This window comes from Rhodocytophaga aerolata (assembly GCF_030503435.1).
Taxonomy (GTDB): Bacteria; Bacteroidota; Bacteroidia; order Cytophagales; family 172606-1; genus Rhodocytophaga; species Rhodocytophaga aerolata.
This window is the reverse complement of the sequence record NZ_JAUKPO010000031.1, coordinates 32,660-46,409: the sequence shown is the minus strand read 5'-3', so window position 1 is coordinate 46,409 and position 13,750 is coordinate 32,660. Positions and strand designations below refer to the sequence as shown.

At 41.6% G+C, this 13,750-nt stretch carries 12 protein-coding genes; 5 read left to right on the top strand and 7 right to left on the bottom strand.

From position 1 onward, the window contains the following. Window positions 1-52: 52 nt before the first annotated feature. Together dtd and Q0590_RS29770 are read right to left on the bottom strand one after the other, a co-directional pair. Complete coding sequence (gene dtd / locus Q0590_RS29775; RefSeq protein ID WP_302041301.1) at window positions 53-505, bottom strand: D-aminoacyl-tRNA deacylase; 453 nt, start codon at window positions 503-505, stop codon at window positions 53-55. Window positions 506-583: 78 nt separating this feature from the next. Further along, on the bottom strand, window positions 584-2,134 hold the full coding sequence (locus tag Q0590_RS29770) for an NFACT RNA binding domain-containing protein (protein ID WP_302041300.1): 1,551 nt from the start codon (window positions 2,132-2,134) through the stop codon (window positions 584-586). A gap of 181 nt (window positions 2,135-2,315) precedes the next feature. On the opposite strand from Q0590_RS29770, the gene treZ reads away from it, so the two are divergent. After that, the gene (gene treZ, locus Q0590_RS29765; RefSeq protein WP_302041299.1) at window positions 2,316-4,148 is read left to right on the top strand and encodes a malto-oligosyltrehalose trehalohydrolase; all 1,833 of its coding nucleotides are present in this window, start codon (window positions 2,316-2,318) and stop codon (window positions 4,146-4,148) included. A 60-nt stretch (window positions 4,149-4,208) separates the two neighbouring features. Here the strand turns inward: treZ and Q0590_RS29760 are convergent, their stop codons facing one another. Then, the gene (locus Q0590_RS29760; RefSeq protein WP_302041298.1) at window positions 4,209-4,877 is read right to left on the bottom strand and encodes a porin family protein; all 669 of its coding nucleotides are present in this window, start codon (window positions 4,875-4,877) and stop codon (window positions 4,209-4,211) included. 365 nt (window positions 4,878-5,242) lie between these two features. Here Q0590_RS29760 and Q0590_RS29755 point away from each other — a divergent pair, with 365 nt between their 5' ends. Both Q0590_RS29755 and Q0590_RS29750 read left to right on the top strand, forming a co-directional pair. Next, the gene (locus Q0590_RS29755; RefSeq protein ID WP_302041297.1) at window positions 5,243-6,199 is read left to right on the top strand and encodes a UTP--glucose-1-phosphate uridylyltransferase; all 957 of its coding nucleotides are present in this window, start codon (window positions 5,243-5,245) and stop codon (window positions 6,197-6,199) included. Between the two features lie 57 nt (window positions 6,200-6,256). Continuing rightward, window positions 6,257-9,589, top strand: a complete 3,333-nt coding sequence (locus Q0590_RS29750) for a UTP--glucose-1-phosphate uridylyltransferase (protein WP_302041296.1) — start codon at window positions 6,257-6,259, stop codon at window positions 9,587-9,589. Window positions 9,590-9,636: 47 nt separating this feature from the next. Here Q0590_RS29750 and dapF read toward each other — a convergent pair whose 3' ends face one another. Beyond that, on the bottom strand, window positions 9,637-10,503 hold the full coding sequence (gene dapF / locus Q0590_RS29745) for a diaminopimelate epimerase (RefSeq protein ID WP_302041295.1): 867 nt from the start codon (window positions 10,501-10,503) through the stop codon (window positions 9,637-9,639). 180 nt (window positions 10,504-10,683) lie between these two features. Here dapF and Q0590_RS29740 point away from each other — a divergent pair, with 180 nt between their 5' ends. Further along, window positions 10,684-11,319, top strand: coding sequence for a 3-keto-disaccharide hydrolase (locus Q0590_RS29740; protein ID WP_302041294.1), 636 nt, complete (start codon window positions 10,684-10,686; stop codon window positions 11,317-11,319). Between the two features lies 1 nt (window position 11,320). On the opposite strand, the gene Q0590_RS29735 is transcribed toward Q0590_RS29740, so the two are convergent. Both Q0590_RS29735 and Q0590_RS29730 read right to left on the bottom strand, forming a co-directional pair. Further along, window positions 11,321-11,845 carry a 5' nucleotidase, NT5C type gene (locus Q0590_RS29735; RefSeq protein WP_302041293.1) on the bottom strand — a complete coding sequence of 175 codons (525 nt, stop codon included), beginning with the start codon at window positions 11,843-11,845 and terminating at the stop codon, window positions 11,321-11,323. Between the two features lie 69 nt (window positions 11,846-11,914). Next, window positions 11,915-12,196: a hypothetical protein gene (locus tag Q0590_RS29730; protein ID WP_302041292.1), complete on the bottom strand. Its 282-nt coding sequence runs from the start codon at window positions 12,194-12,196 to the stop codon at window positions 11,915-11,917. Between the two features lie 394 nt (window positions 12,197-12,590). Here Q0590_RS29730 and Q0590_RS29725 point away from each other — a divergent pair, with 394 nt between their 5' ends. Further along, window positions 12,591-12,860 (top strand): hypothetical protein, encoded by a 270-nt coding sequence (locus Q0590_RS29725; protein ID WP_302041291.1) that lies wholly within the window; start codon window positions 12,591-12,593, stop codon window positions 12,858-12,860. Between the two features lie 35 nt (window positions 12,861-12,895). Here the strand turns inward: Q0590_RS29725 and Q0590_RS29720 are convergent, their stop codons facing one another. Further along, a complete protein-coding gene (locus Q0590_RS29720; protein ID WP_378410453.1) occupies window positions 12,896-13,729 on the bottom strand; it encodes a 3-keto-disaccharide hydrolase in 834 nt (277 codons plus the stop codon). Window positions 13,730-13,750 lie beyond the last annotated feature (21 nt).

Below are 13,750 nucleotides of genomic sequence, written 5' to 3'. Positions count from 1 at the left end.
TTACTTATAAACTTGGTAAACAAAAAAGGCAGCCTTTCAGCTGCCTTTTTTGTTATACTCTATTCTTAGAATCAATGAGAATAGTTACCGGACCATCGTTGATTAAACTTACTTTCATATCGGCTCCAAACTCTCCGGTATAAATTTTTTTGCCCAATTCCTTTTCCAGTGCCTTAATCATCTGTTCATACAAAGGGATAGCTATTTCCGGCCTGGCTGCTTCGATAAAAGAAGGGCGGTTGCCTTTCTTAGTGCTGGCATGCAACGTAAACTGACTAATCAGCAGAATATCACCGTTTACTTCCGGCAATGCTATATTCATTTTTCCTTCTGCATCACCAAATATGCGCATGTTTACCATTTTTTTAGAAAGCCACCCTATGTCTTCCGTTGTATCTGTATGGGTAATACCCAGCAGTACCAAAAAACCTGTAGCAATAGATGATTTGATACTACCTTCAATCTGAACGGAAGCCTGGGAAACTCTTTGAATAACAGCAATCATGTGTGAGTGTTAGGCATTAGGAAGTTTAATAAAAATTTTAATTTCAGAGCATCTTTATCGTATTACATATGCAAGTTTTTAGATTGCCTTGGGTTCAACCATCAGCACCTTTTCCTTATCTACTACTACTGCTCCTTCGGGTAAACCTTTGGGTTTGCGTACATATTTTTTTGGTGTGTAAATAACCGGGCATAAGCTGTCGGTACGCATCTTGGAATAATAGGCTGCCAGTTCTGCTGCTTTTTCTATCACTGGTTCGGGGAAATTTTTTCCTGCCTGGTATTTAATAATCACATGCGATCCGGTTACATCTTTGGCATGCAGCCATAAATCTTCTTTAAACGCATATTTCTGCGTGAGCAGATCGTTGTTTTTAGCATTCTTGCCTATCCAAATTTCGTAGCCCATGTATTCTGTTTTTTTAAAAAGCAACTCTGGCGTAGGCTCCGCTTTTTCATCGGTCAGTTTGTGTTCTTTCAGGTATTTGCGCAACTCTTTAAACTGCTCTATGTTATCAATTACCTGCAGGTGGGTTTCTATCTGCTGTAATTCCTGTTCTTTTACAGAGATAGCTTCCTTTAATTTGTTTATTTCTATCTTCTCGTTTTTAGCCTTCCGGTAATAGGTTTCGGCATTTTTCTGCGGACTTAAATCCTTTTTTAATTTTACTGGGATCATCCGGTCATGATAAAAATCATACAACTCTATTGTTTCAGCTCTTGCAGGAATCTGGTGCAGGTTGGCCATAATGATATTTGCCAGATGCTCATTTTTAGACTCTTTTTCTATTTCTTCCAGCTTGCCATACGTTTTCAGTAAGTAATTCTCTGTCTGGCTCTTTTTCTTTTCCAGCAGTTTAACAGCAACCCGTTTTTCTGCTTCCAGTGTTGTAATCCGCGCAAACGCAGCATAAAAAAGATTAGCTGCTTCTATAGCACTCTGAGTAGTTTGCTGAACATCTCCTACCGGTAAAAGAGATAGGGCAGGAGTTTCATCTATATTGGTGATGTAGAATGTTGGTTCTTCCAGAAACGTAAGGGTATTAGTTATAATCTTCCATTTTCCGGCACCATCAGCTTGCTCATACCCATTAGTTAACAGATACCTGGTAACTGGCTTGCCAAAAGTCGGAAACAAAGATTGAACCTGATACCCATTGGCTACAAAAGCTTCATATTGTTGATCGAGATGGCGGTGTAAAGCCTCAGGGGTAATAGAAAAGTCGTTGGCTAATTTATTGTGAAATAAATCAATAGCTTCATTATGTCTGAACAGAATAATATTGGAGCGGTTGCCATGCATTTTAAACAACAACAGGTAATCTTTCTCTAACACAAGTGAAAAACTCCGTTCGTTCTGGTATTGTACCACATCCAGAATTTGCAAATCCATCAGCTCTTCAAACAGATCCACACTGTTTTTTCTAGCCCGGTGAAACGTTTCCGGAAATACCAGGCAAGCAAAGTCGGATTTCAGAACTGCTTTTATATAAAATTCTTCTTTGTCCCGGACAAAGCCTACTACCAGCTCATCCTTCTCCTGACTGAAACAGGTGGTTAGAGTCCAGCCGGTAAGTTTTTTCCGTAGCTCTCCGGAGAGTTGACGTATGTAGTAATAATTATTATGCACCCTGCAAAGTAAAGGTAAATAAACAATTATGCAGCTTTTACCACAGGATATATAGGCGCAAAAGTTCAAAAAAATAGGAAAGTATACACATAGTATTGTCGTGTTTACCAGGCAGGCTGAGTTTACTTACCAACTTTTTTGAGCTATTACCAGTATAACATTCACTGGAATAAGTAAAAATATGAAAGCTGGAACACATTATACTGGCAACGGTCAGTGTACATTTACGGTATGGGCGCCTAAAGCAGAAAAAGCAACCCTACACATCATAGCTCCGAAAAAGAGAGCGGTTAAAATGAAAAAAGGGGAGGAGGGATACTTCCTGGCAGAACTGGATGATGTTAGTCCGGGAACAAAATATTTTTACCAGATAGATAATGATACTAATCTGCCCGATCCGGCTTCGCATTTCCAGCCCGATGGCGTACACGGTCCCTCACAAGTAGTAGATCATACCTATAAATGGCAGGATGCTGACTGGAAAGGCGTAGAGTGGCACGACATTATTTTGTATGAACTACACATCGGCACCTTTACGAAGGAAGGTACTTTTGAAGCAGCTATAGCCCAGCTGGACGATCTGGCAGAATTAGGAATAAATACATTAGAGATTATGCCAGTTTCGCAATTTCCCGGAAACCGCAACTGGGGCTACGATGGTGTGCATCCGTATGCTGTACAAAATACCTATGGCACACCCGATGATTTTAAAAAATTTGTGGATGCCTGCCATGCCAGAGGAATAGCCGTAATCTTAGATGTAGTATACAATCACATGGGGCCGGAAGGAAATTATTTCGGCAAGTTCGGACCGTATTTCAATAATAAATACTCAACACCCTGGGGCGATGCAATAAACTTTGATGCGGATTATGCCGATGGGGTACGGGATTTCTTTGCTGAGAATGCGCTGTTCTGGTTAGAAAAGTATCATCTGGATGGACTTCGCCTGGATGCCATACATATGGTTTTTGATATGAGTGCTATTCATTTCTGGGAGTATGTGAATGAAAAGGTAAAAAAGTTTTCCGTGCAGAGTGGCCGCCGCACTTACATGATTGCCGAGAGCGATATGAACAGCCCCAAAGTGATCAAATCCCCGGAAGTAGGGGGCTATGGGTTTGATTTGCAATGGCTCGACGATTTTCACCATGCGTTGTATGTATTACTAGACCCAAAAGGGCAACAATATTTTGCTGATTTTGGTAAACGGGAACAATTGGAAAAAGCCATAAAAGATGGATTTGTACATAGCGGAGAGTTTGTAGAATTCCGCCACCGCCGCTATGGTAGGTCATCGGCTGGGGTATCCGGAGATAAGTTTATTGCCTTTATCCAGAACCACGACCAGATTGGCAACCGCATGCTAGGCGAGAGGCTTTCTATCCTTATTTCTTTTGATGCACTGAAACTGGCGGCTGCTCTGGTGCTGCTTTCACCCTATATTCCGATGCTATTTATGGGCGAAGAATATGGCGAAGATAATCCCTTCCTGTATTTTGTCAGCCACAGTGATAAAGACCTCATAAAAGCAGTACAGGAAGGCCGGAAAGAAGATTTTGCCAAGTTTCAGTTTGAAGGAGAAGCGCCAGACCCGCAATCTGAAAATACCTATACCAAATCTAAACTACAGTGGCAAAAACGCAAAAAAGGCCATTACCGCGTCCTCTTAGACTGGCACAAAGAACTAATCGGCTTACGGAGAAACTACGATGCCTTACATAACTATAACAAAGATTGCATACAGGTACGTATTACTGACGGAGGAATTCTGGAAATAGAACGGTGGAATGAGCATAGCCGGGTAGTGTGCCTCTACAATATCTCAGAGAAAGTAGCCACCTATAAAGCCCACAAAGAACTGCCTCAAAAACTTCTGGATTCTACCGAGGGTAAATGGCAAGAAAAAGAATCTACTGCTAAAAAAACGGCCAAAGCTTTACCAGATAAAATAAAAGCGGACGCTGTTATTGACCTGCCTCCCTGGTGTACGGTGCTGTATAAGATAGTATAAACTATACAAGCTTATAAGCTTTAACAACTTATGAGCTTGTATAGTAAGATACCTTTATTCTTATAGCGGAAGTTTTACGCCGGCTGTTAGCGCAATTACGCGGTTCTTCGAATCCTGATTTTTGTCATAATCCGTTAAGCCTAAATTATACCGGATATCAAAAAATAGCGTAGAATTTTCTGCAAAGTTAAAACCTATACCCCCACCAAAGTTTAATCCGAATTCTATCCGGTTGGCTTCTATTTCATTAATGTTGCCTATGCTTGGGTTATCTGTAAATTCAAGTTTCTCCTCGTAGTCTGTACCAATACCAAACGCACTCACCCGGCCATTTATTCTTCCATCTAACAAATATCCTACACTTGGACCGGCGTTTACATACGCAGCAATACTTTCCGTACCGAAACCTATTTTTACGAGTAATGGCAGCTCCAGATAGTTGAGCTTATAATCTCCTTCATAATTTACGCCAGTAATTCCACCCTCGGCCGAAAAGCCTTTTTGTGAATATAACAATTCAGGCTGTACCGACAGAAAGTTATCTCCGCTTAAACTGTAATTTAATCCAAGTCCGGCAGTGAAGCCAGTAAGTGAGTTTCTGTTATTAAATGTAGAATGGTCTGAAACATTAGCAAAGTTAACCCCTGCTTTGGGTACAATTGACACCTGAGCCTGGGCCATACCAGCAAAAAGTATCAGGGATAAAAAGGCATAAAATATTTTTTGCATAGCTGTAAAGTTGATTGATGACGAAGATAATGTATACTAAAAGATCGTGGAATACTTTCCTCTACAAAGTTGAAATAAATATTTATTGTTTAGATACATACAACACTGTAAACTAATCATGCTTATACGCAAAACTTGTATAATACAGCAATACAGATAAGCCCATTATTTAATAAGACATTCAAATACAGCATAAATTGAGTTTATAAATTATAATTTTTACGGGCTCTATAATGGGAGGTTTCAAAATGGATGTATATTGAATGAACTTCATGAGGAAAGGAATAGATACATAAAACCCAAATAGGTTTTTTAAGGGCAAAAAACTGTTATTTTTACAGCACAAAATTATTCTGTACCTAGAAATGAAAATAAGAAAAGCTGTTATAACTGCAGCTGCCAGAGGCGAACGCCTCTACCCGGTGGCTGATACTGTACAAAAGGCAATGTTGCCTGTAATGGATACCGATGGATTAGATAAACCAGTGATTCAGATAATTGCTGAAGAAGCGTTTGCCAGTGGGATTGAAGAAATTTGTGTAGTATGTGCTCCGGGAGATGGGCCCAGATATATTAGTGCTTTTCAATCGTTGCATACTAATTTACTACAGTCCTACAAAGGTATAGATTGGGCAAAGGAAGAAGCAGACAGAATAGATCATTTGCTGAGCCGCATGCATTTTGCCGAGCAGCAGGAAGCTTTAGGCTACGGACATGCCGTATATTGTGCCAGAGAGTTTGTTAATAATGAACCTTTTCTGCTTCTGCTGGGAGATTATTTGTATGTATCGCATCTGGCAGGGAAACGTTGCGCCCAGCAATTAATTGACCTGGCCATCAGTGAAAATTGTTCGGTTTCGGCAGTTAACCCTACGGTTGAACACCTGATAGGAAAGTACGGTACGGTTACAGGTAAACATATGCCCAATATGCCCGGCGTATATCAAATAGAAAAATTGATAGAAAAACCTTCGCTGAGTATGGCTGAACTCGAATTACAAACGCCCGGCCTGCGGATAGGGTATTATCTCTGCTTTTTCGGAATGCACGTATTAACTCCCCTCATTTTCCAGTTACTGGAGAAATCTATACAAGTGCAAACTACCAAAAATGTGTTGCTGACTCCAGCTCTACAGCAATTGTCTGTACAAGATAAATATCTGGCGCTGGAAGTAAAAGGAAACCGCTACGATATAAGCAGAAAATATGGTTTACTACAGGCGCAGATTGCATTAGGTCTGGCTGGCAAAGGACATGACCAGACGCTGACCACCCTGGTAGAAAGTCTGGCAGAGGCTACCCGTAACCTGCGGTCAAGGTAATAACTACCCGACACCAATAGACCTTAGCAATTTCACTGAAATTAATGACTTTTCTCTATGAATGTTTTTATAGAAACCATAACGAGTGCTGATCCTGGCAAAAGAAACCGTTCTTTTTACGAGTTATCCAGGCAGTTTTCTTCTAAAGAATTATTTACCCTTTTTCAGGAACTGGATACTTTTCGCAAAGCCAGCCACAATTTATACGACCGGGTACGGGCTCTTTTGTTTTTATATGCAGGTTACCGATTTTTTCTCTCAGAAGCGAAAGATATTCCCCAGACCGGACATATCCCGTATGAAGGATTTGAAGACTTACTAGGCAGGCGGTTTGAACAAGCTATTACGTATTTTCTGGAAACTATTCAGAAACAAGGCCCTAATGCAGCATTGTTCAGCGGTCTGGCAGAGAGTTATCATCATTTGTCTTTCCAGATTCTGGCAGATCAGGTGCGTAAAAGTGTACGGTCTAGCAAAGGCAACCAGTGGATGTTCCGGGTAGGCCATCTGGAAGACCACCCAATAAAGATTCATCCCAGGTTACTAAAACGGCAGGCAAATTCCTTATTCTATCCGGTATTGGAAGAACGCACCCCTGTGCGGATGGATTTAACGCATAGTGGCTGGTCGGATATATTTTTCCTGGGTATGGACTATCCGGAAGGAGCCAGGGTGATCAATGTATCTATAGATCTGGGGGTATTTGGGAGAGACAAAGACATTAAACCGCCTTTACAAACATATGTCCGGGTAATTCCAGAACCTATCTTGCGGATTACCAGCATTGACCTGGGTGCAACAAAAGATATTACAGACTTAGCCGATTTATATAATTTTGGAAACGATTACCTGAGCCTTGTAAAAGCTGGTATTATTGCCTCTGGCTTAATTCCCCCATCTTTCGAAGGAACGAATCAACCATTAGACCAAATATTAGCCAGAATTGTAGCTCCTGGAATGGGCATAGAACTGGTCACCAGAGTAAATGATATTCCCAAAGGTTCCAGATTAGCAGTTTCCACCAACTTACTGGGTTCTATTATCTCCTTGCTGATGCGGGCCACTGGCCAGGCTAGTCAGTTTGAGGGCGGGCTTCAGGAAAGTGAACGGCGCTTAGTAGCTTCCAGGGCAATCTTAGGTGAATGGCTGGGTGGCTCTGGCGGCGGTTGGCAAGATTCCGGTGGGGTATGGCCTGGCATTAAAGCCATAGAAGGAACCTTAGCCAGAGAAGGCGACCCGGAATATGGCATTAGCCGGGGTACATTACTGCCCAGGCACCGGATTCTTCAAGGAGAGGCCGTACATCCGGAAATAGCCGAAAAAATGACGCATTCTTTGGTGCTGATGCATGGCGGAATGGCTTCCAATGTAGGCCCTATTCTGGAAATGGTTACTGAAAAATACCTATTACGGGGAGAGAAAGAATCGAATGCCCGCAAACAAACCAATCAAATATTCGACAATATTTTAACGGCTTTGAAAGAAGGCGATATACAAAAACTGGCCTCCAACACAGCACAGAACTTTAGCGGACCAATAAAAACAATTATTCCCTGGGCATCCACACATTTTACAGAACGGATCATCGCCAAAGCCAAGCAGCAGTTTGGGGCAGATTATTATGGCTTCCTTATGCTAGGAGGCATGTCGGGTGGGGGAATGGGTATGTTTGTTAATCCGGAGCGGTACCAGGAATATCAGGAGAAAGTATTGGCTATTTTGAAAACTACCAAAGCTGAACTTTCGGCTTCCTTGCCCTTTGCTATGGAACCAGTTGTATACAACTGGCAGATTAATACAAACGGAACTTTTGCCAGGTTGTTGGAAGGTAGTGAAGCACTGATGCCTACACAATATTATGCGTTGCAAGTATCTGACCTGGTACGTAAAGATCCGGCTTCTATTTCTTATATCCGCCGGGCTGAAATAGACTATTTTACTACCCTCTGCGATAAAAATGATGAGGCCTATCCTTTACTTCGCACCATCATTAGCAACTTGTTTAAAGTATCCGACCCATCCACTCAAACCAACCGGCATGCACAAGATGAAGAAGCAGACCGGATTAAAAGGGAAAACGGATTCGACTATATTCAGCATGAAGAAATCAAGGAAGCCTTGCAAAGAGGCCGGATAGGTTTATTCAGAAACCGTTTGCCAGTAGAAACAACGATTGAAGATGTACAAAATAAAGATGTGGTGGAGCTTACTTCTCTGGAAGGAGTGAAGGTAACAGGCGAGCAAGCCATTCGGAGTGGAAAAGTGGCGGTGTTAAGCCTGGCTGCCGGGGTGGGTAGCCGTTGGACGAAAGGAGCAGGGGTGATAAAAGCCCTGAATCCTTTTGTAGAAATTGATGGCATACACCGCAATTTTCTGGAAATACACTTGGCTAAAACTAGGAAGATTGCCGAACAGTATGGAGCCTCTATCCCACATATTGTGGCTACCAGTTACCTCACTCATAAACCTATTCAGAAGAAATTGGAAGAGAGTGCCAATTTTGGCTATCAGGGAAAAGTATATCTCTCCCCAGGCAGATCCATCGGGCAACGGTTTGTGCCTATGGAAAGAGATTTGCGGTTTATGTGGGAAGAAATGCCCCAGGAAACCCTGGATGAAAACAAACAAAAAGTACGCGATGCGGTAAGGCGGACTATGATTAACTGGGCGAAGTCTAAAGGGGAAGGCACTGACTATGTGGATAATATTGCCGGACAACGGTTTTCACCCTTAGGCCACTGGTACGAAGTATCTAACCTGATACGGAATGGTACACTGGCTACCTTACTAGAGGAGAACCCGGAGGTAGATACTATCATGTTGCATAATATTGATACGTTAGGAGCCGATATAGATCCTAAGTCTTTGGGACATCATCTGTTATCTGGCAATGTGCTTACCTTTGAAGTGGTGCCCCGCCATATAGACGACCGGGGCGGTGGCCTGGCCCGGGTAAACGGACAAGTACGCCTGCTGGAAGGGTTAGCTCAACCAAATGAAGAGGATGAACTAAAACTCCGCTACTACAACTCTATGACCACCTGGATTTCTATTGATCAGTTATTGCAACTTTTTGGCTTAAGCCGGCAAGATCTGAAAGGCGACGATGCATTACTGGCAAAAGCCGTTAGAAAAGTAGCTCACCGCATGCCTACTTACGTAACAATTAAAGATGTAAAATACCGCTGGGGGCATGGGCAGGAAGATATTTATCCGGTAGCTCAAGTAGAAAAACTATGGAGTGATATGTCGGGCTTGCCAGATGTGCAGTGTGGGTATATTGCTGTACCAAGGCTACGCGGCCAGCAGATGAAAGACCCCGCCCAACTGGATTCCTGGGTAAACGACGGCAGCAAAGACTATGTAGCTTCCCTGGGTATATTTTCTTAACTTATCTTATTAGCTACAGGCACGCTGTTAAAGGTGCCTGTAGTCTTTTAATGAATAAAATCTTCAAGTAATTCCGGACTCAACACACCTTCTGCTATTTGTCTGACTTCGCCAGTCATGCGGATGTGCCATTGTTCATCTACCTCTATTTTTAGCTCGCCACCAGGCATTTTAATAGTTACATTTTTGCCAGTAAATCCCCTTTTCACCATAACAGCGGCTACTGCACAAGAAGAACTGCCAGAAGCCAGGGTAAATCCTGCACCTCTTTCCCAGATTAATACTTCTACTTCTTCCCGGTTTATGGGCCTGGCAAACTGCACATTTATCCGGTTTGGAAACTTAGGATTATTTTCAAGCAGCGGGCCATATTTTTTTATTTCTGTTATATCCAGATGCTCCTTCACAATTACACAATGCGGATTTCCCATCGATACACAGTTAATTTGGTAGATTTTATCAGCTATTTCCAGAGGTTCATCTATACATTCTTCCTGGCTATGCAACACCGGAATTAACCGGCTGGTAAATTCAGCCTTGCCCATATCTATTTTAATGACACGTGCTTTGCCATTTTTTTCTTCGACTATCTCTACATTTACCAGTCCACCCTTTGTTTCAACGGTAAATACTTTGCTGGTAGCAAACCGGTAGTCATAGAGAAATTTGCAGAAGATGCGCAAGCCATTTCCACTTTTCTCGGCTTCGCTGCCATCGGGGTTGTATATCTGCAAACCAAAATCCGCGTTGTTACTGGGAACCTTCAGCAGCAGGCCATCGGAGCCTATCCCAAAATTTACGTTGCAGATTCGCTGGATACTTTTTGAAGTAAGAGAAAAATTGATGTTCTCTGAATCAAATACAATGTATTCGTTTCCCAGACCATGAGACTTTACAAAGAAATTAGTTTCCATACTACTGCTGATATGTGGCTGTTAAACTTATAACGCAGCAAACTGAAATACAAACTTGTCGGGTATTTTTCCTTTACAAAAACAAAAAAGAAACGGAGTGCCTAAAATTCATCCATAAAAATGATGATTATATGCTATTTATTTGCACATTCGTATAGTTCAACATTCATTGTATTTCGTATGTCTGCATCCGTATTCTTTTTTTTAATCTGGCAAGGGTTAACTTATTTTTTTGTGCCTGCACCCGCATTTAAGCCGGTATCTTTATTTGATGGTAAAACTTTTAAAGGCTGGCAAGGCGATACACTGCAGACCTGGCGGATAGAAAATGGAGCGATCGTAGGTGGATCGTTAGAAACAGAAGTGCCGCATAATGAGTTTTTGAGCACTACCAGAAGTTATAGCAATTTTGAATTGAAGCTGAAGTTTAAGTTAGCCGGTACTGGCTTTGTCAATGGAGGTGTGCAATTACGCAGCAAGCGGCATACTAACCCTGCTTACGAGATGATTGGCTACCAGGCAGATCTAGGAGATAAATACTGGGGCTGTTTGTATGATGAATCCCGCCGTGATTCTGTACTGGCTAGACCGGCTCCAAACGTAGTTACTGATCTGCTGAAAACCGACGACTGGAACGACTACCGGATCAGATGTGAAGGCAAAAGAATACGGCTCTGGATTAATGGTAAGCAAACCGTAGACTACACAGAAAAAGATAATTCCATTCCGCAGTCCGGATTAATTGCTTTGCAAATTCATGGAGGAGGCAAAGCACAAGCTTATTATAAAGATATTACGCTTGAAGAGTTGAAGTAGTTTACAGCAACAGAGCGGCCACTTCCTGCCAGTTATTTACTCTAGGTGTCCAGGTTTCGTGTACGTTGTGAGGTGAGGTAAAAAGTATGCCTTGTCCGGTAAAGCGTTTAAAATTCCGTACGTGATCGTCGATGAGGTAGTCTGCCAGAATAATACCCTTTTCTCCGCAAAAGACGAAATGCGTGGTTGGAATAAAGGGAAAGTGATTTTTGAGCCACTCATATTTATGGACAAAAGAAGTAGGAAACTGCATAGCTGCAGTAGTAATAAATATCTCGTACTTTTTAGATAATTCTAGAATTACTTCCGGGCTTCCTTCTATCACTGGCATATCCTGGAAGAAACCTTCTACATACGGATATTTCATGGTTAGTTCGCGGTGTTCAGGCAGCACCATATCTTTATAATGCTTGCCATGCATTTCTTCTGCTGTTAACCTCCTGGCATAATCCCGTTCGTACCATTCCCGGAACCGTAGGTTGGCATCCGCCATTACTTCGTCCATATCAATGGCTATTCTTTTCATAGGTTTGTGGTTTTACAAAATCCGGATCATATATGAACAATCCAATATGTACGGGTATACTAAAAATTATTAAAGTAGTTGTATGCTTATATTATTTTGAATTTGAGTTACTTGAAGCAAAGGTTTTCCATCTATCTGGTATATTTGTTGCCTGGTCGGATAATTCTCATTTTCTACCAGTTCTAACACGGCATCTCCGTTAAGTACGGCTTCCAGGCTAATATTTTGTTTGGTAAGAGCTTGCAGAAAACTGGTTTGCAGCTCATCATTAAGTCCGGCTAACCATTTTTCCATAAAGTTGATATCCTGCGGATCGCCGATCACTTTTTTGTGATAGTTTCTTGCGTGCATATACTGAGTAACTGAATATAGTTTCACAAATATAAAATACTCCTCCTTCTTTGCTAAAACAGGGTATTTTCATAAGCTTAGTACCATCGGATAAATGCACAGATCAGTTAACGGCATTGAGTAATCTCTATAAAAATTACATAGAATTGATAGAGTTATTTAAAACAATGGAGTTACTTTTTCCCGGCTGTACTAAGTAAAATACTGCGCAGGTGAATGACTTTTTAAGTATAACTCAAATGTAGAAGCCTTGTATTACAGAGCAGGAGGCTATTTGTAAAAATTTATCAGGCATAACCCCCTTTTGGTACTTACTTGAATACAGGCTATTTTTTCTGGAAAGGAGCCGCTAAAATTTATTTGAAATTTTAAATAAGGATAGTAAATTACGTATATGAGTGAAATTAAATATTGTCATCAGTGCCGTGATACATATGCTAGATGGGGGGAAGATCCTCTCCAGATCATTTGCAATGAATGTTATACCAGCATTCAGAAGCAACATGAGCACGTTCAGCTGGAAGGCAAAAATGTCTGTCTGAATTGCATGTACTGGCACCCCGGAGCAAATGGCGGATCAGGTCAATGCCGCAACTCTTTCTCCGAAAACTTTAAGTCATTTACCGGAAGTAGTGACTATTGTGTGCAGTTTTTAAGCCTGTAAGTTAGGTTGCTTACCCGCCTATATATGGTTTGCCACTAGTTCGTACGCAGGCGCTGTAACAATTTGTTTAATTCAGCGGGGTTATCCATGTACTTTTCCAGATTAAAGAGTTCTACCTTACGGAACTCCACCGGATGACTCTCACTTTGCAAGGCAATGTATCCCTCTTTCAGCAGTTTACCATCTACTTTTACGGCCGGGTCAAAATTAATTACATTGCCACCCCCAATTTGAGGTTTTGTATACACCAGCACGGTATCTGTTTCTACCATATGCTTCACTAAAGAATCTCCCAACACTAGTAATTGAGCTTTTACCCACTGGTCGCCATGAAATGTTCTAGAACTGGAATTAATGCAATGAGGGGTATATAGTTCATTCTTCAGTACTACATTTGTGCCTGGTGTACACAAATTAAGTGTTGTACGTTCATCTTTCCCATTACCTCCCAAAAATTGCGCTTCAATAGAAATAGGGAAATCCTGATCTTTGCCCATTGTTTGAGGATTCTGTGCATGAAACATAATGCCACTATTGCGGAGAGCCCATCCGGGGCCGCCTTTGGCTTGCTCACCAGTAAAGCGGTATTCTACAGATAATAAATAGGCAGAAAAGGGCTGTTTATAAAAAATGTGCCCATACTTCACACCAAAATCAGTATAATGATCATAAGAAACTTGCAGAACTCCATTAGAGACCCGGAATGTCTGGCCATAATTTTCGTTCAGCGGGTAACCAGCAATTTTTATCGACCAGTCGTTCAGGTCTTTTCCATTAAATAAGGGGATCCAGCCATCTGATACCGCTGGTTTCCGCATACAACTTGCCATCCAGGCAACTAATAGGCAGATAAAAAATAGCTTTTTCATAGGTTTAGGAGTAATGACTTA

Excerpts from the sequence above, each read along its gene's own strand:
- dtd (WP_302041301.1), bottom strand. The coding sequence starts at position 505 with ATGATTGCTGTTATTCAAAGAGTTTCCCAGGCTTCCGTTCAGATTGAA.
- treZ (WP_302041299.1), top strand. The coding sequence starts at position 2,316 with ATGAAAGCTGGAACACATTATACTGGCAACGGTCAGTGTACATTTACG.
- Q0590_RS29760 (WP_302041298.1), bottom strand. The coding sequence starts at position 4,877 with ATGCAAAAAATATTTTATGCCTTTTTATCCCTGATACTTTTTGCTGGT.
- Q0590_RS29755 (WP_302041297.1), top strand. The coding sequence starts at position 5,243 with ATGAAAATAAGAAAAGCTGTTATAACTGCAGCTGCCAGAGGCGAACGC.
- Q0590_RS29750 (WP_302041296.1), top strand. The coding sequence starts at position 6,257 with ATGAATGTTTTTATAGAAACCATAACGAGTGCTGATCCTGGCAAAAGA.
- dapF (WP_302041295.1), bottom strand. The coding sequence starts at position 10,503 with ATGGAAACTAATTTCTTTGTAAAGTCTCATGGTCTGGGAAACGAATAC.
- Q0590_RS29740 (WP_302041294.1), top strand. The coding sequence starts at position 10,684 with ATGTCTGCATCCGTATTCTTTTTTTTAATCTGGCAAGGGTTAACTTAT.
- Q0590_RS29735 (WP_302041293.1), bottom strand. The coding sequence starts at position 11,845 with ATGAAAAGAATAGCCATTGATATGGACGAAGTAATGGCGGATGCCAAC.
- Q0590_RS29730 (WP_302041292.1), bottom strand. The coding sequence starts at position 12,196 with ATGCACGCAAGAAACTATCACAAAAAAGTGATCGGCGATCCGCAGGAT.
- Q0590_RS29725 (WP_302041291.1), top strand. The coding sequence starts at position 12,591 with ATGAGTGAAATTAAATATTGTCATCAGTGCCGTGATACATATGCTAGA.
- Q0590_RS29720 (WP_378410453.1), bottom strand. The coding sequence starts at position 13,729 with ATGAAAAAGCTATTTTTTATCTGCCTATTAGTTGCCTGGATGGCAAGT.